Raw genomic sequence first — 22589 nt, 5'->3', positions numbered from 1 at the left:
GCGGGACGCCCGTCATGCCAGCCGCACCCGGGGGTCGATGGCCGCGTAGGCCATGTCCACCGCGAGGTTCGCGAGCATCGTGAAGGTGGCCGCGATCATCACCACGCCCATCATCATCGGCAGGTCCGAATCGACCACCGAGCTCACCGCGAGCATGCCGATGCCGTGCAGACTGAAGGTGGACTCGGTGATGATCGTGCCGCTCATCAGGATCCCGATGTCGACACCGAGGACGGTGACGATCGGGCTGAGCGCGCCGCGGAACGCGTGTTTGAGGTAGACGCTGCGTCCGGACAGGCCCTTGGCCTTGAGTGTTCGGATGTAGTCCTCGGACAGCACGTCGACCATCGTGGATCTGGTGAGGCGGCAGTACATCGCCATATGGATCGTCATCAGACAGATCCACGGCAGCAGCAACGCGGACGCCCATCCCCCGGGATCGCCGAAGAACGATGGGGGGTCGGTCGGCCGGTCGAGCCACCCGAGTTGCTGCACGAAGATGTAGATGAACAGCGGACCGAGGACGTAGATCGGGGCGGAGCCGCTGAGCAGCGCGACGCCGGTGGTCACCTTGTCGGTGGTCTTGCCGCGCTTCAACGCGGCCAGCACGCCCATCCCGATGCCGATCGTCGTGCACAGCACGATCGCGCCGATCGCGAGCGACAGGGTCACCGGGAAGCGGTCGACCAGCTTGTCGAAGACGTTCTCGTTGTTGGCGAACGAGTAGCCCAGACACGGGGCGTCGCACGCCTTGTCGCCGATGGTCCGGCCCGTGAAGATCCCCGAGATGAAGATCCAGAACTGTTCGAGAAGGGATTTGTCCAGGCCGAGGTTCTGCCGGACGACTTCGCGCATCTCCGGGGTGCAGTTTCGGCCGCACGAAAGTCGTACGACGTCGTCGGCGCCGGAGGCCGCGAAGAAGAGATAGAACGTGATGCCGCTGATGACGAGCAGGATCGCCACTACGCCGATCAGCCGACGGACCAGGAATCGAAGCATGAGGCCGGGCTTCCTCCGCGATGTGCCCAGGGGGTGGATCCGTCCCGTCGCGGTCGGCCCGGGACCCCGTCTCGGGGTCCCGGACCGACCGCTTCACCGTCGGATCAACCGAAAGAGGGGCTGACGGCTACTACTTGACGAAGACGTTGTGCAGGTCGATCGCACCGTGGATGTTGAGCCCGGCCCCACCGATCTGCGGGCCGTAGACCAGACGGTGCCGCTGGTACAGGTACGGGATCGTCGGCACGTCTTCCATGATCTTCTGGTCGAGCTTCATCCACTCGACGGCCTGCTGGTTCACGTCCGTGATCTTGAGGATCCGGTCGATCTCCGTGTTCACGCCCGAGTTGCTGTACTGCGAGTAGTTCTCACCGTCGTCCACGATCTTGCGACCGTCGAAGACCGGGGTGTACACGGTGGCGCCGGTCGGCCAGTCCGCGCCCCAGCCGGCCCAGTACAGGTCGCAGGGGGTGTCCAGCTTGCCGATGACGTCGTAGTACTCCTTGTCGGAGATCTCCTTGCGCTCCATCTGGAAGCCCGCCTTGTTCAGCGAGTCGATGATGGGCAGCGCGCGCTCCTGCTGGGTCTTGGACGTGGTGAAGCAGAAGACGACCTTCTGGCCGACCTTGCCGGCCGCTTCCAGCATCTGCTTGGCCTTGGCCTGGTCGCCGTCGATCGGCAGGCCGTCGAACAGGCTCTTGTACGGCGCGAAGCCGAGCTGGGTCACCGACGCGAGCGTGTTCGCGAAGTCGCCGGCGGTCGGGCCGCCCTCCGCCAGTCGGGCCGAGTTGCGCGGGAACGCGGTCAGCATCGCCTTGCGGACGTTGACGTCGGTGATCCGCTTGTTGTTGATGTCCCAGCGGTTCGTGTACGGGCCCACGGCGTCGGTGACCCGGTTCTTGAGCGCCGGGTCGGTCGCGATCTGCTGCGCGAAGTTGGCGTCGGGGCGCTCGTTCAGGGTGAACGCGGCCGCGTCACTGCCGGACGCGGCGGTCAGCCGCTGGAACTGCTGCGGAGCCGCGACACCGAGCTCGAACTTGAACTGGTCCACGTACTGGTGCCGGATCGCGTCGGTGGCCGGGTCCCAGTTCGTGTTCTTGTCCAGCACCAGGAGCTTGTCCGGCTCGTGCGTGGTGATCTTGTAAGGACCGCTCGCGAACGGCTTGCGGTCGTTGTCGTCCTTGGTCTCCTTGGCCTTCGGCATCGGCGCGGAGGTGCCCATGGCGAGCGCGAAGGGGAAGTCGGGGTGCGCCTCGGGCAGCTTGAAGATGATCGTCTTCGCGTCGGGCACCTCGATCTTGTCGGGGCCCAACTCCTTGCCGTTGAACGGGCCTTCGTAGACCTCGAAGTAGTTCTCGGTGCCGGTGAGCCACTGCTGGACCCACTTGGGACCCTGGTTGTAGGGCTTGTGGAAGGAACGCTCCACTCCGTACTTGACGTCCGCCGCCACGATCGGCGAGCCGTCCTCGTACTTGAGGTTGTCCTTCAGGGTGTACTTCCAGGTCTTGCCACCGTCGGTGGTGGTGCCCGGGTCCGTCGCGAGGTCGCCGACGAGCGTGGTCTTGTCGCCCTCCTTCTTGTAGAAGGTCAGGCGCCGGGAGACCAGTTCGGAGATGGTCATCAGGTTGCTGACGTACGCGCGCTGGGGGTCCAGGTGCGCGAAGCCGCTCCGGTTCAGGACACCGGCCACGCCGCCCTTCTTGGCACCGGGGATCTCGGCGGCGGGGCCCTTCGAGTCCGCGGCCGTACCCACCGAGACCGCCGCGGTCTTGGCCTGCGGCTTGCCCTCCTCTTCCTTGTCGTCCCCACCACCACTGCTGCACGCGGACGCCGAGACCGCGAGGGCCCCCACTGCGAGCAACGCGGCGAACCGGTGCTTCCCCGTCGTTTCCATGTAATCCCCTCATCAAGAAATCCGGGTTCACCCGGCTGGTGCTTTACGGCGTGCAGGAAGTGCCAGAAGCAGTCTTGAAGGCCCTGACGGGATGCGGTTTATGCGCGTCGACCAGGGGCGTGACCAAGCCCCCTCATCGGTTGGCCTTGGGGTCCAGCGCGTCGCGAACCGAGTCGCCGAAGAGGTTGAAGGCGAGCACGAAGAGGACCATCGCGGCGGCCGGGAAGGCCATGTACGTGACGTCGCTCTGCATGTTCTCGAAGCCCTTGTGGATCATCCGGCCCCAGTCGGGGGTCGGCTCCGTCATGCCGACGCCGAGGAAGGAGAGCGCCGCCTCGGTGGTGACGTAGGTCGGCACCTCGATCGTCGCGACGATCAGGATCGGGGTCCACAGGTTGGGCAGGAGCTCGCGGAAGATGATCCGCCGGGAGCTCGCGCCGCTGATCTTGGCGGCTTCGATGAACTCGCGTTCGCGCATCGACAGCACCTGCCCGCGCAGGATGCGGGCGATCCGACACCAGCCGAACAGCGACAGCACGATGATCAGCGCCGTGGCCCGGAGCCAGGTCGGCGTGGTCTCGCGGTCGCTCACGAAGAGCGCGAGGGCGATCGGCGTGAAGGCGATGAAGAACAGCTGCGAGGGCATCGCCAGGAGGGTGTCGATGACGCGGCTGATCACGTAGTCGGTCCGGCCGCCGAGGTAGCCGGCCGTGATCCCCAGGATCGTGCCCATGATCGTGACGATCAGGACCACGATGATCGCGAGCAGCAGGGACGTCCGGATGCCGTAGACGAGCTGGGTCAGCACGTCCCGACCGAGGGTCGGCTCGATGCCGAACCAATAGTCCCCGGACATGCCGCCGTTGGGCGCGATCGGGAAGCCGCGTGAGTTGAGCAGGCCGGGCTCGGTCTGGCCGTAACGGGTGTAGGGGTTCTTGCCGTACAGCTTCGAGATCAAGGGCGCGGCAAAAGCGATCACGAAAAAGAAAACCACTATGGCCGTCGAGACCATGCCGATACGATCCTTGCGAAAACGCCGCCAGGCCAGTTGGCTCGGCGAGCGCCCGACTATCTCTTTCGGTACGGCGCCTACGCCCGCTTTGTCGAGTGCCGTGCCTGGTTCCCCCGAAGTCGGGGATCCGCCCGCTTCCGGGACCAGCTGGGGTTGCATGGTCATTGCCGAAAATACCCCCGAGGTGAGGTCGGGTTCGACCGAGTGCCGTTTGGTTTGGTGGCCGCACGGACTCTCGCAACCCAATTACCCGGACGTCAAGAGGCAGTCAGAGTAAACCTTGAAGCGAAAAGAATTTAACATTTAGGTTTCTTTAAAAGTTCGAAATTGATCGACCACTGATCGAATATTTTGCTCACATAGCCAACATAACGAATATAACCGGGCAAAGATATCGACTTGGTCTCAGCATGCGAAAAGCCGGTGACCTGCGGATTCGACCGCAGGTCACCGGCTCGTTTCGGGTCGCCGTGGAGCGACCGTCAGGGTGTCAGCGCTTGGCGCGCGAGGCCGAGCGGCCGCGCTCCTTCTGATCGAGAACGACCTTGCGGATCCGCACGGTCTCCGGGGTGACCTCGATGCACTCGTCCTCGCGGCAGAACTCGAGGGCCTGCTCCAGGGACAGCTTGCGCGGCGGGATCAGCTTCTCGGTCTCGTCGGAGGTTGACGAGCGCATGTTCGTGAGCTTCTTCTCCTTGGTGATGTTGACGTCCATGTCGTCGGCGCGCGAGTTCTCGCCGACGATCATGCCCTCGTACACCTCGGTGGTCGGCTCGACGAACATCTGGCCGCGTTCCTGCAGGTTCATCATCGCGAACGGCGTCGCGACACCCGCGCGGTCGGCGACGAGCGAGCCGTTGTTGCGGGTCCGGATCTCGCCGAACCACGGCTCGTAGCCCTCGTGCACGCTGTGCGCGATGCCGGTGCCGCGGGTGTCGGTCAGGAACTCGGTCCGGAAGCCGATCAGGCCGCGGGCCGGGACCACGAACTCCATCCGGATCCAGCCGGTGCCGTGGTTGGTCATCGTCTCCATGCGGCCCTTGCGGGACGCGAGGAGCTGGGTGATCCCGCCGAGGTACTCCTCGGGCGAGTCGATCGTCAGTCGCTCGACCGGCTCGTGGATCTTGCCGTTGACCTCGCGCGTGACCACCTGCGGCTTGCCGACGGTCAGCTCGAAGCCCTCGCGGCGCATGGTCTCCACGAGGATCGCCAGGGCCAGCTCACCGCGGCCCTGCACCTCCCACGTGTCGGGACGCTCGGTCGGGAGCACGCGCAGCGACACGTTGCCGACCAGCTCGCGCTCCAGGCGGTCCTTCACCAGGCGCGCGGTGACCTTGTGGCCCTTGCCGCCCTTGCCGACGAGCGGCGAGGAGTTGGTACCGATGGTCATCGAGATCGCGGGCTCGTCCACCGTGATGAGCGGCAGCGGGCGCGGGTCCTCGGGGTCGGCGATGGTGTCGCCGATCATGATGTCCGGGATACCGGCGATCGCGATGATGTCGCCGGGACCGGCCGACTCGGCGGGCTTGCGCTCGAGCTGGTCGGTCATCAGCAGCTCGGTGATCTTGACCCGCTCGATGGTGCCGTCGTGCCGGCACCACGAGGCCTGCTGGCCCTTGCGGATCGTGCCCTGGTGCACGCGGCACAGTGCGATACGACCGAGGAAGTTCGACGCGTCCAGGTTGGTCACGTGCGCCTGGAGCGGCGCGCCCTCCTCGTACTCGGGAGCCGGGATGGAGTCCAGGATCGCCTGGAAGAACGGCTCCAGGCTGTCGCTGTCCGTCGGCACCGAGCCGTCGGACGGGCGCACGAGGGTGGCCACGCCGTCCCGCGCGCACGCGTAGACGATCGGGAACTCGATCTGCTCCTCGGTCGCGTCCAGGTCCATGAACAGCTCGTAGGTCTCGTCGACGACCTCGGAGATGCGCGAGTCGGGACGGTCGACCTTGTTGATGCACAGGATGACCGGCATCTTCGCCGCGAGCGCCTTGCGGAGCACGAAGCGGGTCTGCGGGAGCGGGCCCTCCGAAGCGTCGACGAGCAGCACGACACCGTCCACCATCGACAGTCCGCGCTCCACCTCGCCGCCGAAGTCGGCGTGGCCGGGCGTGTCGATGATGTTGATGGTGACCGTGGGGCCACCGTCCTTGGGGTGATAGGCGACGGCGGTGTTCTTCGCGAGAATGGTGATGCCCTTCTCGCGCTCCAAGTCGTTGGAGTCCATCACCCGGTCGTCCATCTGGTGGTGGGCACTGAACGTGCCCGCCTGCTTCAGCATGGCGTCGACGAGGGTGGTCTTGCCGTGGTCGACGTGGGCGACGATGGCGACGTTGCGGATGTCATGGCGCGTGGGCACGGCTGCGTGTCTCTCGGCTTCAGTCGGGGATGCTACGGACGGGCTGGCGTTCCGTGGGCCTCCTCCGCCGCGCGATGGGCACCGCGCGAACCGGCCTGCCTCCTCGGCGCCAAGCTCAATCGTACGGGGAGTACCGTCCGGCGCTTCGTCCCGGAGCCCGTCACGTGCCGTTCGAAGGCCCCACAAGGCAGAATCCGTAGGTGTGAGCGAGTCTGGCGAGTCCTTCAACGAGCGCATCCGCAAGCGGTGGTCAAGGCGGTCCGCCGACCGGCCGGACGGGGGCTTTGGACCCGTTCCTTCCGGTATCGGGGCCGACGCGACCCCTCCACCGTCCGACCAGGGCACCCCCGAGGGGCGGGCCCGACTGCTGTACGAGCGGGCGACCGAGGCGTATCGGGACGGCGATGTCGCAATGGTCGAACAATTGGCCGACCTGATCCCCGAGGGGCCGCAAAGTGAGCCCTATCGCACTTTCGCGCGTGTCCAGTCCCTGGAGGCGCACGCCGACGACGCCGCCGCGGCGGCGGTCGCCCGGGCCTATCTGGACCGGATCGGGCCGAGCCACCCGGCGTGGGACACCGCCCGCGCGCTGTTCGGCGAGGTGATGGTGCAGGCGCTGATCATGGGCACGGTGCCGCTCGCGGACAACCTGGCGGCCGCCGAGGAGGCGCTGCGCAAACCGGGCGACGCCTACCTGCATCCCTCGGGCGCGACGATCCGGTTCGAGTCCGAGGACGACGAGCCGCTGCTGATGGTGCTGCACGGGAATGCCGCGAAGGCGGTGCGGGCCGCCAAACGCCTCGTGGATATCGAAAAGCGCTCGTCACGGGCGGGGCACGCGGACGCGTTGTGCACATTCGCCCTGTGCGTGTGCGCGGTCGGCGATATCGGCGCGGCACGCGAGGCACTGGTCGCGGCGGAGGGCGTTCTGCCCGGTCGACCCCGAATTGCCGCGACTCGCGCCCGGGTGGAATCCAGCCCGGCCGCGACGATGCACCTCGAAGATCGTTAAACCTCGCGAACCTCTGTATTCGAAGATCTTCAACCCCGTTCCACCCGGTCACCGGAATTCGATCTTGCTCATCGAAGATCGAATTCCGGTGATTTTCGTGCCCGCGATCATGTTTTCCCGATCTGTGACCCACCAGATCCGCGAAACGCTTTCCATTGATTGATCGTTCGCGCCAGACTGCCGACGTTCCCACCTCGGGAATCAATGGCAAGTCCGCAACACCATCCCCATCCCCCGGCCCCCGAAGATGTGGCGCCGGAAAAGCAGGAGGTGAGCGCGATCTTGACGACACGGGCGCAAGAGGACCTGGCCCTCGCAAGGCGCAGACTCGACGATCTGGCACGCGCGGTGCGCGAATTGCGGCGCACGCTCGGCGACACGTACGCCGTCCGCAGACTCTGCGACGACGTGGAACGGGCGAGGGCCAGCCTCGGCTTCGTCCGCGAGGCGGTCGACGGGTCGGCCGGCGAGGCGGAACCCGTGCCGACCGCCGGCCCGGCGCCGATCGAGGTGATGTCCGACCTGCCCTACGACCCGGGGCTCTTCGCGGAAGCGGACGACGAGGGTGTGGGCGGCATGCGACCGCCCCGCCGTACAGGAAGGTGACGTCTTGGCTACAGGGACGACGGGGCCCGCTGGTGCCACCGGCACCAACGCACCCGGCCGGGCGCGTATCGAGGCCCGGCATCTGCGCACGGACCGCTGGTGGCTCTCGCCCGCGGTGACCGTGGCCATCCTGTCCGCGTTCATCGTCTACTCGACCTGGCGCGCGTTCGCGAACGACGACTACTTCGCCGAGCCGTACGTGTCGCCGTTCTACTCGCCGTGCCTGGCGTCCAAGTGCGACAGCATGCCGATGAGCGCGAACGCGCCGCTGTTCGGCGACTGGTGGGGGCTCTCCCCCGCGCTGCTGATCCTGATCTTCCCGCTCGGCTTCCGGCTGACCTGCTACTACTACCGCAAGGCCTACTACCGGGGGTTCTGGGCGTCGCCGTCGGCGTGCGCCGTCCCCGAGCCGCGCGGAAAGTACTCGGGCGAGACCCGGTTCCCGCTGATCATGCAGAACGTCCACCGCTACTTCTTCTACTTCGCGACGATCGTGGCCGTGATCCTGTCATGGGACGTGCTGATCGCCTTCCGCGACGAGCACGGCGCGTGGGGACACATGGGGCTCGGCACCCTCGTGCTGCTCGCGAACGTACTGCTGATCTGGGCGTACACGCTGTCGTGCCACTCGTGCCGGCACATCGTCGGCGGCAAGCTCAAGCACTTCTCCAAGCACCCGGTGCGCTACCGCTTCTGGGGCTTCGTCAGCAGGCTCAACGGCCGGCACATGGAACTCGCGTGGGCCTCGCTGTTCAGCGTCGCACTGGCCGACCTGTACGTGTACCTCGTCGCGAGCGGCGCCTTCGACGATCCCCGCTTCTTCTGAGCACCACCACTCACGCCCCAGCACCAGTACAGGAGTAGCACTCGTGTCCGAAGTGGAACGTCATGCGTACGACGTGGTCGTGATCGGCGCGGGAGGCGCCGGGTTGCGGGCCGCCATCGAGGCCCGGATGCGCGGCAAGCGCACGGCCGTGATCTGCAAGTCGCTGTTCGGCAAGGCGCACACCGTGATGGCCGAGGGCGGGATCGCGGCCTCGATGGGCAACGTGAACTCGCAGGACAGCTGGAAGGTGCACTTCCGCGACACGATGCGCGGCGGCAAGTTCCTCAACCACTGGCGGATGGCCGAACTGCACGCGAAGGAAGCCCCGGACCGGGTCTGGGAGTTGGAGTCGTGGGGCGCGCTGTTCGACCGCACCGCCGACGGCCGGATCAGCCAGCGCAACTTCGGCGGCCACGAGTATCCGCGCCTCGCGCATGTCGGCGACCGCACCGGCCTGGAGCTGATCCGCACCCTCCAGCAGCAGATCGTGGCGCTGCAACAGGAGGACGAGCGCGAGTTCGGCGACCCCGAGGCGCGTCTGAAGGTCTTTCAGGAGTGCACGATCACCCGGCTGTTGACCGTCCCGGACGCCGGTTCGGACACCGGCACCCGGATCACCGGCGCGTTCGGCTACTGGCGCGAATCGGGCCGCTTCACGGTCTTCGACGCGCCGGCCGTGGTGCTGGCGACGGGCGGCATCGGCAAGGGCTTCAAGGTCACCTCGAACTCCTGGGAGTACACGGGCGACGGGCAGGCGCTCGCGTTGCTCGCGGGAGCGCCGGTGATCAACATGGAGTTCGTCCAGTTCCACCCGACCGGCATGGTCTGGCCGCCGTCGGTGAAGGGGATCCTGGTCACCGAGTCGGTGCGCGGCGACGGCGGGGTGCTGCTCAACTCCGAGGGCAAGCGCTTCATGTTCGACTACATCCCGGACGTGTTCAAGGAGAAGTACGCGAAGTCCGAGGAGGAGGGCGACCGTTGGTACACCGACCAGGAGAACAACAAGCGCCCGCCCGAGCTGCTGCCGCGTGACGAGGTCGCGCGCGCGATCAACTCCGAGGTCAAGGCGGGCCGCGGCTCGCCGCACGGTGGCGTGTTCCTGACGGTGGTCGGCCGGATGCCCGGCGGCACCGAGGAGATCCGCCGCAAACTGCCCTCGATGTACCACCAGTTCAAGGAGCTGGCCGACGTCGACATCACCGCCGAGGCGATGGAGGTCGGACCGACCTGCCACTACGTCATGGGCGGGATCGCGGTGGACCCGGACACGGCCGCGACGCCGGGCGTGCTCGGCCTGTACGCGGCGGGCGAGGTCGCGGGCGGCATGCACGGCAGCAACCGACTCGGCGGCAACTCGCTGTCGGACCTGCTCGTGTTCGGCCGGCGCGCGGGCGAGCACGCGGCGCGGTACGCCGAGGAGCTCGGCGAGGCGCGGCGCGAACCCTCCCAGCCGCAGATCGACGCGGCCGCCGCCGAAGCGCTCGCGCCGTTCGCGGTGGAGAGCGCGGAGAACCCGTACACGGTCCACCAGGAGCTCCAGCAGACCATGAACGACCTCGTCGGCATCATCCGCCGCGAGGGCGAGATGACCGAGGCGCTGACCCGCCTGGAGGAGCTCAAGGCCCGTGCGGCCAAGGCCGGCGTCGAGGGCCACCGGCAGTACAACCCGGGCTGGCACCTGGCCCTGGACCTGCGCAACATGCTGCTGGTGTGCGAGTGCGTCGCGCGCTCGGCGCTGGAGCGGCAGGAGAGCCGCGGCGGGCACACCCGCGACGACTTCCCGGCGATGTCCGCACAGTGGCGGCGCGTCGTGTTGTCCTGCTCGATCGTGGACCCGGACGCGGAGCACCTGTCGGTGACGCTGTCCCGGAGCGAGGCGGTGCCGATGCGCGCGGACCTGCTCGACCTCTTCGATCGCGACGAACTGGCCAAGTATCTGACCGACGCAGAACTTCCCGGGGAGGAGGGCTGATGTCCTACAAGGCGGACTTCCGCATCTGGCGCGGCGACACCGACGGTGGCGAGCTGCGCGACTTCAAGGTCGAGGTGAACGAGGGCGAGGTGGTCCTCGACATCATCCACCGCCTGCAGGCCACCCAGGCGCCGGACCTCGCGGTGCGCTGGAACTGCAAGGCGGGCAAGTGCGGTTCGTGCAGCGCCGAGATCAACGGCCGACCGCGGCTGCTGTGTATGACCCGGATGAGCACGTTCACGCCGGAGGAGGTCGTCACGGTCACCCCGATGCGGACCTTCCCGGTGATCCGCGACCTGGTCACCGACGTGTCGTTCAACTACGCGAAGGCCCGGCAGATCCCGTCCTTCACCCCGCCGAAGGGCCTGAAGCCGGGCGACTACCGGATGCAGCAGGTCGACGTCGAGCGCTCGCAGGAGTTCCGCAAGTGCATCGAGTGCTTCCTGTGCCAGGACACCTGCCACGTCATCCGTGACTTCGAGGACAACAAGGCGTCCTTCTCCGGCCCGCGCTTCCTGATGCGGATCGCCGAGCTGGACATGCACCCCCTGGACGTCGCGGACCGCCAGAAGGCCGCCCAGGAGGAGCACGGCCTCGGCCTGTGCAACATCACCAAGTGTTGTACCGACGTCTGTCCGGAGAACATCCACATCACCGACAACGCGCTGATCCCGATGAAGGAGCGCGTCGCCGACCGCAAGTACGACCCGCTGGTGTGGCTGGGCAACAAGATCCGCCGGCGCGGCGACAAGGACTGACCCGACGCCGGGCCGCGGGAGCTATTCGGGCAGGGGCAGCTCGAACCACACGGTTTTTCCGTGGCCGGATTTGCGGCTGCCCCAGCGTTCGGCGAGCTGGTTGACCAGTTGGAGGCCGCGGCCGCCCTCGTCGGTGTCCTCCGACTCGCGCATGCGGGGCAGGGTGGTGCCGGCGTCGGCGACCTCGCACAGCAGGGCCCGACCGCGCAGCAGGCGGAGTCGGATCGGGCCGGCGCCGTAGCGCAGCGCGTTGGTGACCAGCTCGCTCACCAACAGCTCGGTGATGTCCACCAGCGCGTCCAGGCCCCACTCGGTGAGGGTCTTGCGCGTCAGCTCGCGGGCGCGGGAGACCACCGCCGGTTCGGCGGGCAGCCACCACGACGCGATCGCGTCCTCGGCGAGCGCGTCGAGCCGGGCCACGAGCAGCGCCACGTCGTCGAATCCGGGCTCCTCGTGCACGTCGACGACGATCTTGTCGGCGGTCTTCTCCAGGTCGTTCGAGGGCCCCGTCATGGCCGTGCACAGCAGGTCGATGCCGACGTCCAGGGAGCGGTCCCGGGTCTCCACGAGGCCGTCCGTGTACAGCACCAGGGTGCTGCCCGACTCGACCGCGAAGTCGCCCTGCTCGAAGCCGAGCCCGCCCACGCCCAGGACGGTGCCGGCGGGATTGTCGATCACCCGCGGGCGACCGCCGGGCGGCACCAGCACCGGCGGCATGTGCCCGGCGCTGGCGAACTCGCACGTGCGCGCCACGGGGTCGTAGACGACGTAGACGCACGTCGCGTAGTGCAGTTCGCCGAGCCCGACCACGATGTCGTCCAGGTGTCCCAGCACCTCGGCCGGGGGCAGTTCGAGACCCGCGAGCGTGCGCACCGCGGTCCGCAACTGGCCCATCACCGCGGCGGCGTGCACGCCGTGCCCCATCACGTCGCCGACCACGAGCCCGATCCGGCCGCCGGACAGCGGGATCACGTCGTACCAGTCGCCGCCGACCTCGGTCACCGAACTGCCCGGCAGATAGCGGTGCGCGACCGAGATGCCCGGCAGCTTCGGCAGGTTCTGCGGCAGCAGGCTGCGCTGGAGCATGACCGCCGTCTCGCGCTGGCGGTGGTACAGCCGCGCGTTGTCCACCGACACGGCCGCCCGCGCGCCCAGTTCGGTGGCGAGCGTGAGGTCGTCCGGATCGAACGCGGGCCGCCCCTCGCCGCGCCCGAGCAGCATCGTGCCGAGCACGACGCCGCGCGCGCTCAGCGGCACCACGATCATCGTGTGCAGCCCGAGCGCGCGGGCCGCCTCGGCCCGGGAGGGGTCGTGGATCAGCTCGTCGTACATGTCGTCCTGCACGTTGCGCATCAGGTACGAGCCACCCGTGCGCAGGCAGCGGCCGAAGGTCGAGTCGGCCGCGTAGACCAGGGTGCTGCCCTGGCGGAGCAGTTCGTCGGTGTAGCGCCCCGGGCGCGCGCCGCGGGAGGCGACGCGTTGCAGGCGGGCCTTCTCGGCGTGCGCGCCGGGCGGGATCTCCTCGCCCTGCACGATCGCCTCCAGCAGGTCCACGGCGGCGAGGTCGGCGAAGCCGGGCACCACCGACGCGGTCAGCTCCTCGGCGATCCGCGGGATGTCCAGCGTGGCGCCGAGTCGGGTGCCGGCCTCGTTGAGCAGCGCGAGCCGCTTGCGCGCGGCGTCCACCTTGACCATCGCGTAGTGCCGCTCGGTCACGTCGATCAGCGAGCAGCTGATCCCCAGGATCCGGCCACCGGGCGCCTCCAGTCGGTTGTACGACATCGACCACACGGTGCGCGGGCTGCCGTCGGTGGGGATCGGGCCGAAGATGCGCGAGTCGACGACGGGTTCGCCGGTCTCCAGGACGCGCTGCTGGATCGTGCGCACGCGCTCGGTGTCCATGCCCGGCCGGACCTCCTCGAACCGGCGGCCGATGTGCTCCTCGGCGGGCAGCCGGTTGATCGCGGCGAGCGCGTCGTTGACCGCGACGTAGCGCAGGTCGGCGTCGAAGATGCCCACCCCGATCGGCGACTGGTCGAACAGCGCCTCGCGGATCGCGAGGTCGGCCTCGACCTTGTGCACGATCGCCGACTCCATCGACGTGATCAGCACGTAGCGGTGGCCGGCCAGGTCCTCGGCGAAGGCCGAGCGCGATTCGACCGTGCGCAGCGTGCCGTCGGCGCAGCGGATCGTGTACGAGCCCGCGTAGACGTCGGCGTTGGCCACCTCCTCCTCGGTGGCGGTCTGCTGCGCGGAGGTGAACGGCGGGTGCACCAGGTCGACCGCCCGGGCTCCCAGGATGTCCTCGCGCCGGTATCCGAAGAGCTGCTCGGCCGCGGCGCTCCACATCACGATCCGGCCGTCGGAGTCGAGCACCCACGTGGCCGACGGGACGAGATCGAACAGCGATCCGGGCGCCGTCGATCGCCGGGCCGTGTCCCCCGGATTCCGGTCGACTTCTCGGCGCTGCTCCATGGATCGCGGATCCCTTTGTCGCTGCTGCTGCGGACCGTTTGCCCGACTGATCACATTCTTACGCTCCGACCCCACGGCCGGGGCTTGATCCTATTTCGTCCCTTCCATCCCGGGAGCGCAGTGCGGCGGCGACCAGGTCCACGGCCGGCCGATCCTGGGGCAACCACGCGACGTCGTGCGCGGAGTCGGGGTCGAGCCAGCGCAGCTCCGAGTGGTCCTGCAACGGCCGCGGGTCGCCGGCGACCAGGTCGGCGGTCCACACGTGCAGCACGTAGTCCCCGGGCAGCGGCCACGCGCCGGGCAGCCGGCGCACCGGGCGCACGGTCACACCGAGCTCCTCGCGGCACTCGCGGACCAGCGCGGCGGCCTCGCTCTCCCCGGGCTCGACCTTGCCGCCGGGGAACTCCCAACCGCCCACCAACGCGGCCGGCGCGCTGCGGCACGCGGCCAGCAAACGGCCTCGATGGAGGATCGCGGCGCCGACGACGATGCGGGTCCCGGTCATGGCCGACAACTCTACGTGCCGAACGGGTGCGGTACGGGGCAACCTTTGCAGGTTGGGGAACGTCTGACTTCGGGGGACATGCTTCCCCGATCAACCGGATCCGGTCGCGGATCGCCGATCGAGGTGAGGTGACCGTGGCGGGAATCCGGCTTTCGGGCGCAGGGACGGCCCGAGCGCTCGCGGTGTGCGCCGCCATCGCGTCGGTGCTCACGGTGGTCGCACTGGCCGGGTCGACGGCCCGGCAGGCCGACACCGCCGCGGCGTCCCGGGTCGACGCCGGCGGCTGCAACGGGCGGGACCGGCAGGGGTGGACGACGGTCCCGGTGACGTTCTCGGGCCGGACCTACCGCGTCCAGGCGTACGTCCCGCGGAGCTACGACGGGGCCGACCCGCGGCCGCTCGTGCTCAACCTGCACGGCAGCAACAGCAACGGCGCGGCGCAGATGGCGATCACCGGTCTGGGTGCGTCCGCCGAGCGGTACGGATTCGTGGTCGCGCTCCCCGAGGGCGGCCTGGCCTACCCGGGGTCGGCCGGCGGGCGCGCGTGGAACATCCCCGGCGTCCCGCTGTACGGCGGACACCCGGCCGCGACGGACGGGCGGGACGAGGTCGGCTTCGTCGGCGCGACCCTGGACGCGCTGGGCCGGTCGCTGTGCCTGGACGATCGGCGGGTGTACGCGACCGGGTTCTCCGGCGGGGCCCGGATGACGTCCCTGCTCGGCTGCACGCTGAGTCGGCGGATAGCGGCGATCGCACCGGTCGCGGGCCTGCGCGCGGACGGTACGGACGGGGCCCGACCGGCGCCGTGCCGACCGATGCGGCCGGTCCCGGTGCTGACCTTCCACGGCCTCGCCGACCAGGCCAACCCCTACGACGGCGGGCTCGCGTCGCGCTGGACGTACCCGGTCCCCGAGGCGGTCCGGCGCTGGGCCCGGATCGACGGCTGCCCCGGCGCGCCGGTGCACACGCGCGTGGCGCGGCACGTCGAGCGCTCGGCGTACACGGGCTGCGCGGGCGGCGCCGAGGTGATCCTGTACACGCAGTCCGACGCGGGTCACACCTGGCCGGGCGCGGCGGGCACCGAGGTGCGCGGGTTCGGCCGGATCGAGAAGGACATCTCGGCCAACGACCTGATGTGGACCTTCTTCAGCGCCCACACTCTGTAACCCGGCCGACACCCGACGTCGGCCGGACGCCCGGCGGCCGATCAGTAGTGGTAGCGGGCAGCGAGGATGACGATCTCCTTGTCCGTGACCAGATAGACCAGCCGGTGCTCATCGTCGATCCGTCGCGACCAAGCACCCGGCAAGTGGTATTTCAGCGGCTCGGGCTTGCCGATTCCCGAGAATGGGTCACGCCTGACGTCCTCGATGAGCTTGTTGATCCGGGCGAGCATCTTGCGGTCGTTCTTGAGCCAGGACGTGTAGTCCTCCCAGCCCTGATCCTCGAAGACAAGCCTCACGCGGCACCCGCACCCGCGTCCGCCGAGTCCGGATCGATCAGCTCACGCTCCGAGACGTTGACGTGAGCCAGGGCGTTCTCGTACGCCTTGAGCAGCCGACGGGCGTTCGCCGGAGAGCGCAGCAGGTACGAGCCCTCGCGCAGCGCCGCGTAGTCCTCGGCCGAGATGAGCACGGCGTTGCCGTGCCTGGAGACGATCTCGATCGCCTCGTGATCGTCGTTGACCTTCTTGATCAGCGGAAAGAGAGCCTTGCGGGCTTCGCTCGCGGTTATGGACATGACCCGATCCTTCCGTCAAGTGGTACCTGATAACGTACCACTCTTGACGTCGCCCAGGCGGAGGGAACACACGGGGACGGCGAAGGGGTCGGGCTCACCGGAGCCCGACCCCTTCCGACCTGCGCGCTTGACGGATTACGTAACGTGCGGCGAATGCACGGTTACACGTTGAAGCGGAACTCGACGACGTCACCGTCCTGCATGATGTAGTCCTTGCCCTCCATGCGGGCCTTGCCCTTCGTGCGGGCCTCGGCGCGGCTGCCGGTCTCGACCAGGTCGGCGAAGCCGATCACCTCGGCCTTGATGAAGCCGCGCTGGAAGTCGGTGTGGATCACGCCGGCCGCCTCGGGGGCCGTGGCGCCCTTGGGGATGGTCCAGGCGCGGGCTTCCTTGGGGCCGGCCGTCAGGTAGGTCTGCAGGCCCAGCGTGTTGAAGCCGACCCGCGCCAGGATGGTCAGGCCGGATTCCTCCTGGCCCAGGCTCTGCAGCAGCTCCAGCGCCTCGGCGTCGTCCAGCTCGACCAGCTCGGACTCGATCTTGGCGTCCAGGAAGATCGCCTCGGCCGGCGCCACCAGCTCGCGCAGCTCGGCCTTGAGCTCCTCGTTGACCAGCTCGTCCTCGTCGACGTTGAAGACGTACAGGACCGGTTTGGCGGTCAGCAGGTGCAGCTCGCGCAGCGGCTCGGGGTCGAGCCCGGCGGCGAAGACCGTGGTCCCGGACTCCAGGACCTCCTTGGCCTTCTCCACCGCGGCGGCCACCGCGATCTTGTCCTTCTGCAGGCGCGAGTCCTTCTGGAGCCGCGGCAGGACCTTCTCGATGGTCTGCAGGTCGGCCAGGATCAGCTCGGTCTCGATGATCTCCTTGTCGTCGATCGGCGACACCTTGCCGTCGACGTGGACCACGTCCGGGTCGGTGAAGACCCGGATGACCTGGCAGATCGCGTCCGACTCGCGGATGTTGGCAAGGAACTTGTTGCCCAGGCCCTCACCCTCGGAGGCGCCGCGCACGATGCCCGCGATGTCCACGAAGTCCACCGTCGCCGGGATCTTCTTCGCCGACCCGAAGATCTCGGCGAGCGTGTCCAGACGCGGGTCCGGCACGCCCACCACGCCCACGTTCGGCTCGATGGTCGCGAACGGGTAGTTCGCCGCGAGCACGTCGTTCTTGGTCAGGGCGTTGAAGAGCGTCGACTTGCCGACGTTGGGCAGGCCGACGATTCCGATGGTGAGCGACAACTGGATTCCCTGGCTTCTCGGCGATCGATGTGGCGCGCTGCGGACATACAAGCGCCTCCGGAAAGTGTAGGTGGTGGCCTGTGGCCAGTAGCATCCCTGGTTTCACAGGCCGGCCACTCAACGACGGGGACATCGATGAGCCGTAACCCGAGCGTCAACTACAACCGCAGGCAGCTGGTGGACGGTGTGCTGTGGGAGGCCAAGCCCATCCGCGTGTTGCTGCTCGCCGCACTGCTCCCGGTCGGACTCGCCCTGTTCGATCTCGGCGACCTGGGGCTGCCGCGTGCGGTCGCGATCGCGCTCGGCGTCGGGCTCGCGCTCCTGGTGCTCTGCTCGTACGCGGTCTACCAGTACCGCAAGCTCTCGATCGGGCCGAACGGCCTGGTCCTGCACGGTCTGGTGCACACCAGCGGGCTGCGCTGGGAGGAGATCGCCTCGGTCGAGGCCAAGCTCAAGGAGGGCACCGGCGAGGGGCCGGCCTACGCGGTCGTGCGCTGCACGCTGCGCGGCGGTGAGCGCAAGCGGCACGCGATCCACTTCCTGGGCGCCGAGATGCTCCCGTACCTGGCCGTCGACCTGCGGTACTACGCGGCCCCGCGCGGCATCCCCGTGCACGTGAGCGGCTCGGCGGACGCGATCCGGGCGGTGGACGCGGTGGAGGCCGGCTCCCTGCGGTGATCCGCGGGCCCGGCAACGCCCGCCCCCGTCGGACGAGAACGGAATTCGTCCGCGCCTACTGCCACCAATCGGGGCCGCGCGAGCGTCCTCCCTGGTGAAACCCCGCGAAACGGGGGCAGGGAAAGGTGAGTCCACGACGGGACAGGGCATCGACCGGGCCGACGGTTCGACACGAGCGGGGTGAGGTTTTTCGTGTTCTTGGACGGTTTTGACCGTGATGCGGCAATACCTTGGGTGCATGGATCAGCGCAGCCGTACGGGAGCGCGTCCCGCGCCCGACCAGAACCCACCGCGACGGCGTCCCGTGCCGGCACCGGGACGAGGTGACCCCGTGCGTCGTCGTCAACCGGCGTCCTCGCCGATTCCCGCCGGCTCGGCGGCCGGCGACCGCGAGCCGAGCCGTGAGCCGGGTCGCGAGCCCGGCCGTGAGCCGGGTCGGGCCCGCCCACCGGTGCGCCCGCGCCGCCCCCAGTCGCCCCGGCGCGGGTTGGGTGGCCCCGGAGCCACCCGACCGGGCACCGCCGGCCTCACCGCGGCCGGCGCGGCCGTGTTCGCCCTCGGCGGCACCCTGCTCGGCGGTCTCGTGGACCACCTCGCGACCGACCGGCTCGGGTTCCTGTTCGGGCTCGCGTTCGTGCTCAGCTCGGCCTTCGTGGCCTGGAAGGTGCGCGCGCAGGACTGGGTCGCCGCGATCATCGCTCCGCCGATCGCGTTCGCCGTGACCGTCGTGCTGGTGAGCACGTTCCTGGGCGCCGACACCCACGAGAGCTACCTCGCGCGGGTGGGCCTGGACCTGGTCACCGCGCTGTCCTTCAAGGCCGGCCTGCTGTGGGGCGGCACGGCGCTCGCCGGGATCGTCGTCCTGGTCAAGCGCCGCGTCGCCCTCGGGTTCTGACGCCCGCCAGGGCGTGTCCGGGAGATCGACCGCTCAGGCGTTGCGCAGGTCCCTGCGCAACTCCTGGGGCAGCGCGAACTGCAGGCGCTCCTCGACCGAGCGGTGGATGTGCACGTCGCCGAAGCCGCGCGCGGCGAGCCACGCGAGCACGCCGTCCACGAGCACCTCGGGCACCGACGCGCCCGACGTGACGCCGACCGTGCCGACACCCTCCAGCCACTCGTCCTTGAGCTCTTCCGCGTAGTCCACCAGGTAGGACGCGCGGGCGCCGGCCTCCAGGGCGACCTCGACCAGGCGCACCGAGTTGGACGAGTTGGTCGAGCCCACCACGATCACGAGGTCCGACTCGGCGGCGATCTGCTTGACCGCGACCTGACGGTTCTGCGTCGCGTAGCAGATGTCGTCGCTCGGCGGGTCCATCAGCAGCGGCAGCTTCTTGCGCAGCTCCTTGACGGTGGCGATGGTCTCGTCCACCGACAGCGTGGTCTGCGACAGCCACGCGACCTTCGACGGGTCGCGGACCTCGACGTTCGCGACGCCCTCGGGGCCGTCCACCAGGTGGATGTGGTCGGGCGCCTCGCCGGCCGTGCCGATGACCTCTTCGTGGCCCTCGTGGCCGATCAGGAGGATGTCGTAACCCTCCTCGGCGAAGCGCACGGCCTCCTTGTGCACCTTCGTCACGAGCGGACACGTGGCGTCGATCGTGCGCAGCGAGCGGGCCGCCGCCTCCTCGTGCACCACGGGGGCGACACCGTGGGCGGAGAAGACGACCGTGGCGCCCTCGGGCACCTCCACCGTCTCGTCCACGAAGATCGCGCCACGCTTCTCCAGCGTTTCCACGACGTACTTGTTGTGCACGATCTGCTTGCGCACGTACACCGGCGCACCGTACAGATCGAGGGCCTTCTCGACGGTCTCGACGGCTCGGTCGACGCCCGCGCAGTAGCCCCGGGGGGCGGCGAGCAGGACGCGGCTGGTTGACGACATGCGTCCATCGTACGGGCGGTTACGGGTGATCCACCGGGGTCCGCCGGGGTCCGCCGGGCAAAGCACGCGTAATAGGCTCGTTTGCCGGGCCGGACCTCGGTGCACCGCGCCCGGTCCCGCCCACGCCGTCCACGGGAAGACGTCGTATGCCTTTCAGCTCAGCGGAACGGCCCGGTATCGCCAAGGCGTCCTCTCGGGGGTCCGCGAAACGGCGTCGGGTCAGCTGGGACCTGTTGCGGGTCGGCGCGGTCCTGCTCGTGCTGGTCTTCCACGGCACGTTCCTGGCCCGGCGATGGCACCCCGAACTGGTCGCACGTCCTTTCGTCTTTCCGTACCAGCTGGGGGCGAGCCTGCTCCTGGTCATCTCCGGCTACTTCGCGGCACTGTCGCTGCGCAAGGGCGACGTGGTGCGCTGGTGGGTCGGCCGGATGGCGCGCATGCTGCCGGCCTTCCTGGTCGGCGTGCTCGGGACGTCGCTGTTCCTGCGGTTGTGCGCCCCGCCGGGGTGGTACGCGCCGGGCCTGGGCGACGTGCTGGCCAATCTGGCGATGCTGTGGAACTGGAAACCGCAGACGTACACCTATGTGGACGCGGCCTATTGGACGATTCCGCTCCAGCTGCTGTGGTTCACCGCGATCCTCGCGCTGTGGCGTTCGCGGCGGATACACGGGGACGCGACCGTGCGGGCGCTGTGGCTCGTGCTCGGCGCCGAGCTGTTCCTGCTGCCGATCCGACTGCACCTGGAGTCGGAGGCGTTCCGCACGCTCTACGACGGGTTCGGGCTCTACCGCGTGCACCTGTTCATCGCCGGCATCGCGGTCCACCTGTGGGCGCGACGCCGCGTCCACGGCACGCACGCGGCGCTCCTGCTCGGCGCGTGCGTGCTGATCCACTGGTGCCAGACCCGGCACATGTCGTGGACCGTCGGGCTCGCCGTCGGGATCGCGGTGATCTGCGCGGCGGCGCTGGGTCCGGACTGGGACCGGGTGGTGCCCGGTTGGGTCGGCCGCGCGCTGGAGTGGGCGGCCGGGATCACCTACGCGGTCTACCTGGTGCACCAGTCGATCGGCTACGTGGTGATGCGCCGGCTCCAGGACCACGGGGTCGGCGCGCTGGGCCAGCTGGCCGCGATGGGGGCGGTCGCGATCCTGCTCGGCTGGGCACTCACCGCCCTCGTCGAGCGCCCGGCCCACCGCGCGATCATGCGCGGCTTCGATCACCTACGCCCCGCGCGCGTTTCCGCGTAGGGCGTGGTGGCGCACGACCTCGACCGAGTGGACGGCTCGGGCGGTAAGGCCCTGTCCGGCACTAGCCTCTGGGGATGGCTCTCACGACTTCCGCCGACGCGCCCTTGCCCGTGGCCGAGATCTCTCGGTTGATCGGGGGATGGATCGATCGGCTCGGGGACGTGTGGGTCGAGGGGCAGATCACCCAGCTCAGCCGGCGGCCGGGCGCGGGCGTGGTGTTCATGACGCTGCGCGACGCCGAGCACGACGTGTCGATCTCGGTGACGTGTTACCGCAAGGTCTTCGACGCGGTCGCGGACATCGTGACCGAGGGGTCGCGGGTCGTCGTGCACGCCAAGGCGGACTGGTACCGGGCGCGCGGGACGCTGTCGCTGCGGGCCGCGGAGATCCGGCCGGTGGGGATCGGCGAGCTGTTGGCCCGGCTCGAACAGCTCAAGCGCGCGCTCACCGCGGAGGGCCTGTTCGACCCGCGACACAAGAAGCCGCTGCCGTTTCTGCCGCACCGGATCGGGCTGGTCTGCGGGCGCGCCTCGGCCGCCGAGCGGGACGTGCTGGAGAACGCGAGGCGGCGCTGGCCGGCCGTGCGGTTCGCGGTGCGCAACGTGGCCGTGCAGGGCGTGAGCGCGGTGCCGCAGGTGGTCGCGGCGGTGCGCGAGCTGGACGCGGATCCGGACGTCGACCTGATCGTGGTGGCCCGCGGCGGCGGCAGCGTCGAGGATCTGTTGCCGTTCTCCAGCGAGGAGTTGGTCCGGGTCGTCTTCGGCTGTACGACCCCCGTGGTGAGCGCGATCGGGCACGAGCCGGACTCGCCGCTGCTCGACCTGGTGGCGGACTTCCGGGCCTCCACGCCGACCGACGCGGCGAAGCGGATCGTGCCGGACATCCGCGAGGAGATGCAGAAGGTGCACCAGGTCCGCGACCGCGGCCGGATGGCGCTGGCGGCTCGGCTCGACCGCGAGTACCAGGGCCTGCGCGCCGCCCGGTCGCGGCCGGTGCTCGCCGAGCCGCATCGCATGGTGGACCTGCGCGCCGAGGAGGTGGCCTCGTTCGTGGACCGCTCCCGGCGCACCCTGCGGCACCTGCTGGAGCGGGCCGCGAGCGACCTCGCGCACACCAGGGCCCGGGTCGTGGCGCTGTCCCCCTCGGCCACCCTGGAGCGCGGCTACGCGGTGCTCCAGAAGGCCGACGGGCACGCGGTGCGCGATCCGGCGGACGTGGCCGCCGGCGAGAAGCTGACCGCCCGCGTCTTCGCCGGGCGCTTCGACGTGGTCGTCCCCAAGGAGTGAACGACGGGGAACCGCGGCACACCGCGACGCGCCTGGCCGACACAACGGATCTTTGACCCGTTCGTATGACAAGCCGTGATGGCTCACCCGATCGGCGGTGAAACCG

20 protein-coding genes are annotated in these 22589 nt (G+C 69.1%); 10 read left to right on the top strand and 10 right to left on the bottom strand.

Translation table 11 applies throughout. The annotated features are described in order from the left end of the window. Window positions 1-12: 12 nt before the first annotated feature. The 4 genes from OG928_RS20740 to typA all read right to left on the bottom strand — a co-directional run bounded on the left by OG928_RS20740 (window position 13) and on the right by typA (window position 6261). Window positions 13-999 carry an ABC transporter permease gene (locus OG928_RS20740; protein ID WP_406285942.1) on the bottom strand — a complete coding sequence of 329 codons (987 nt, stop codon included), beginning with the start codon at window positions 997-999 and terminating at the stop codon, window positions 13-15. A 130-nt stretch (window positions 1000-1129) separates the two neighbouring features. Further along, entirely contained in the window at window positions 1130-2893 is a 1764-nt protein-coding gene (locus OG928_RS20735) for an ABC transporter substrate-binding protein (protein WP_406285940.1), read from the bottom strand. Window positions 2894-3026: 133 nt separating this feature from the next. Continuing rightward, window positions 3027-4070 carry an ABC transporter permease gene (locus tag OG928_RS20730; protein ID WP_406285938.1) on the bottom strand — a complete coding sequence of 348 codons (1044 nt, stop codon included), beginning with the start codon at window positions 4068-4070 and terminating at the stop codon, window positions 3027-3029. Window positions 4071-4395: 325 nt separating this feature from the next. Continuing rightward, complete coding sequence (gene typA / locus OG928_RS20725; RefSeq protein ID WP_406285936.1) at window positions 4396-6261, bottom strand: translational GTPase TypA; 1866 nt, start codon at window positions 6259-6261, stop codon at window positions 4396-4398. Window positions 6262-6685: 424 nt separating this feature from the next. Between typA and OG928_RS20720 the strand changes: the two genes are divergently transcribed. The 5 genes from OG928_RS20720 to OG928_RS20700 all read left to right on the top strand — a co-directional run bounded on the left by OG928_RS20720 (window position 6686) and on the right by OG928_RS20700 (window position 11435). Next, window positions 6686-7273 (top strand): hypothetical protein, encoded by a 588-nt coding sequence (locus OG928_RS20720; RefSeq protein ID WP_406285935.1) that lies wholly within the window; start codon window positions 6686-6688, stop codon window positions 7271-7273. A gap of 282 nt (window positions 7274-7555) precedes the next feature. Further along, on the top strand, window positions 7556-7879 hold the full coding sequence (locus tag OG928_RS20715) for a hypothetical protein (RefSeq protein WP_406285933.1): 324 nt from the start codon (window positions 7556-7558) through the stop codon (window positions 7877-7879). A 4-nt stretch (window positions 7880-7883) separates the two neighbouring features. Then, window positions 7884-8705, top strand: coding sequence for a hypothetical protein (locus OG928_RS20710; RefSeq protein WP_406285931.1), 822 nt, complete (start codon window positions 7884-7886; stop codon window positions 8703-8705). A gap of 43 nt (window positions 8706-8748) precedes the next feature. Beyond that, window positions 8749-10677, top strand: coding sequence for a fumarate reductase/succinate dehydrogenase flavoprotein subunit (locus OG928_RS20705; protein ID WP_406285929.1), 1929 nt, complete (start codon window positions 8749-8751; stop codon window positions 10675-10677). Continuing rightward, on the top strand, window positions 10677-11435 hold the full coding sequence (locus tag OG928_RS20700; protein WP_406285927.1) for a succinate dehydrogenase/fumarate reductase iron-sulfur subunit: 759 nt from the start codon (window positions 10677-10679) through the stop codon (window positions 11433-11435). The genes OG928_RS20705 and OG928_RS20700 overlap by 1 nt, the downstream gene beginning before the upstream one ends. A gap of 21 nt (window positions 11436-11456) precedes the next feature. Here the strand turns inward: OG928_RS20700 and OG928_RS20695 are convergent, their stop codons facing one another. Continuing rightward, window positions 11457-13910, bottom strand: coding sequence for a SpoIIE family protein phosphatase (locus OG928_RS20695; protein WP_406285925.1), 2454 nt, complete (start codon window positions 13908-13910; stop codon window positions 11457-11459). A 58-nt stretch (window positions 13911-13968) separates the two neighbouring features. Next, window positions 13969-14415, bottom strand: coding sequence for a (deoxy)nucleoside triphosphate pyrophosphohydrolase (locus OG928_RS20690; protein ID WP_406285921.1), 447 nt, complete (start codon window positions 14413-14415; stop codon window positions 13969-13971). 134 nt (window positions 14416-14549) lie between these two features. On the opposite strand from OG928_RS20690, the gene OG928_RS20685 reads away from it, so the two are divergent. Beyond that, window positions 14550-15581: an alpha/beta hydrolase family esterase gene (locus OG928_RS20685; protein WP_406285919.1), complete on the top strand. Its 1032-nt coding sequence runs from the start codon at window positions 14550-14552 to the stop codon at window positions 15579-15581. Between the two features lie 41 nt (window positions 15582-15622). Here OG928_RS20685 and OG928_RS20680 read toward each other — a convergent pair whose 3' ends face one another. The 3 genes from OG928_RS20680 to ychF form a co-directional block, all read right to left on the bottom strand. Continuing rightward, window positions 15623-15877, bottom strand: coding sequence for a Txe/YoeB family addiction module toxin (locus tag OG928_RS20680; RefSeq protein ID WP_168530032.1), 255 nt, complete (start codon window positions 15875-15877; stop codon window positions 15623-15625). Beyond that, window positions 15874-16155, bottom strand: a complete 282-nt coding sequence (locus OG928_RS20675; RefSeq protein WP_406285917.1) for a type II toxin-antitoxin system Phd/YefM family antitoxin — start codon at window positions 16153-16155, stop codon at window positions 15874-15876. The genes OG928_RS20680 and OG928_RS20675 overlap by 4 nt, the downstream gene beginning before the upstream one ends. A 161-nt stretch (window positions 16156-16316) precedes the next feature. Then, a complete protein-coding gene (ychF, locus tag OG928_RS20670; RefSeq protein ID WP_406285915.1) occupies window positions 16317-17390 on the bottom strand; it encodes a redox-regulated ATPase YchF in 1074 nt (357 codons plus the stop codon). Between the two features lie 135 nt (window positions 17391-17525). On the opposite strand from ychF, the gene OG928_RS20665 reads away from it, so the two are divergent. After that, a complete protein-coding gene (locus OG928_RS20665) occupies window positions 17526-18068 on the top strand; it encodes a hypothetical protein (protein WP_406285912.1) in 543 nt (180 codons plus the stop codon). Window positions 18069-18399: 331 nt separating this feature from the next. After that, complete coding sequence (locus tag OG928_RS20660) at window positions 18400-18963, top strand: DUF6542 domain-containing protein (protein ID WP_406285909.1); 564 nt, start codon at window positions 18400-18402, stop codon at window positions 18961-18963. 33 nt (window positions 18964-18996) lie between these two features. Here OG928_RS20660 and OG928_RS20655 read toward each other — a convergent pair whose 3' ends face one another. After that, window positions 18997-19950: a 4-hydroxy-3-methylbut-2-enyl diphosphate reductase gene (locus OG928_RS20655; RefSeq protein WP_406285907.1), complete on the bottom strand. Its 954-nt coding sequence runs from the start codon at window positions 19948-19950 to the stop codon at window positions 18997-18999. A gap of 146 nt (window positions 19951-20096) precedes the next feature. On the opposite strand from OG928_RS20655, the gene OG928_RS20650 reads away from it, so the two are divergent. Together OG928_RS20650 and xseA are read left to right on the top strand one after the other, a co-directional pair. Next, window positions 20097-21197 carry an acyltransferase family protein gene (locus OG928_RS20650; RefSeq protein ID WP_406285905.1) on the top strand — a complete coding sequence of 367 codons (1101 nt, stop codon included), beginning with the start codon at window positions 20097-20099 and terminating at the stop codon, window positions 21195-21197. A gap of 74 nt (window positions 21198-21271) precedes the next feature. After that, the gene (xseA, locus tag OG928_RS20645; protein WP_406285903.1) at window positions 21272-22483 is read left to right on the top strand and encodes an exodeoxyribonuclease VII large subunit; all 1212 of its coding nucleotides are present in this window, start codon (window positions 21272-21274) and stop codon (window positions 22481-22483) included. Window positions 22484-22589 lie beyond the last annotated feature (106 nt).

The organism is Embleya sp. NBC_00896 (assembly GCF_045207785.1).
Lineage (GTDB): Bacteria > Actinomycetota > Actinomycetes > Streptomycetales > Streptomycetaceae > Embleya.
Note: the sequence above shows the minus strand (reverse complement) of the source record. Positions and strands in the feature narration are given on the sequence as shown.

Bases quoted from the DNA above. Each gene is read 5' to 3' on its own strand.
- xseA (WP_406285903.1), top strand. From the start codon at position 21,272: ATGGCTCTCACGACTTCCGCCGACGCGCCCTTGCCCGTGGCCGAGATC.
- OG928_RS20735 (WP_406285940.1), bottom strand. From the start codon at position 2,893: ATGGAAACGACGGGGAAGCACCGGTTCGCCGCGTTGCTCGCAGTGGGG.
- OG928_RS20675 (WP_406285917.1), bottom strand. From the start codon at position 16,155: ATGTCCATAACCGCGAGCGAAGCCCGCAAGGCTCTCTTTCCGCTGATC.
- OG928_RS20650 (WP_406285905.1), top strand. From the start codon at position 20,097: ATGCCTTTCAGCTCAGCGGAACGGCCCGGTATCGCCAAGGCGTCCTCT.
- OG928_RS20700 (WP_406285927.1), top strand. From the start codon at position 10,677: ATGTCCTACAAGGCGGACTTCCGCATCTGGCGCGGCGACACCGACGGT.
- OG928_RS20665 (WP_406285912.1), top strand. From the start codon at position 17,526: ATGAGCCGTAACCCGAGCGTCAACTACAACCGCAGGCAGCTGGTGGAC.
- OG928_RS20690 (WP_406285921.1), bottom strand. From the start codon at position 14,415: ATGACCGGGACCCGCATCGTCGTCGGCGCCGCGATCCTCCATCGAGGC.
- OG928_RS20655 (WP_406285907.1), bottom strand. From the start codon at position 19,950: ATGTCGTCAACCAGCCGCGTCCTGCTCGCCGCCCCCCGGGGCTACTGC.
- OG928_RS20730 (WP_406285938.1), bottom strand. From the start codon at position 4,070: ATGACCATGCAACCCCAGCTGGTCCCGGAAGCGGGCGGATCCCCGACT.
- OG928_RS20695 (WP_406285925.1), bottom strand. From the start codon at position 13,910: ATGGAGCAGCGCCGAGAAGTCGACCGGAATCCGGGGGACACGGCCCGG.
- OG928_RS20740 (WP_406285942.1), bottom strand. From the start codon at position 999: ATGCTTCGATTCCTGGTCCGTCGGCTGATCGGCGTAGTGGCGATCCTG.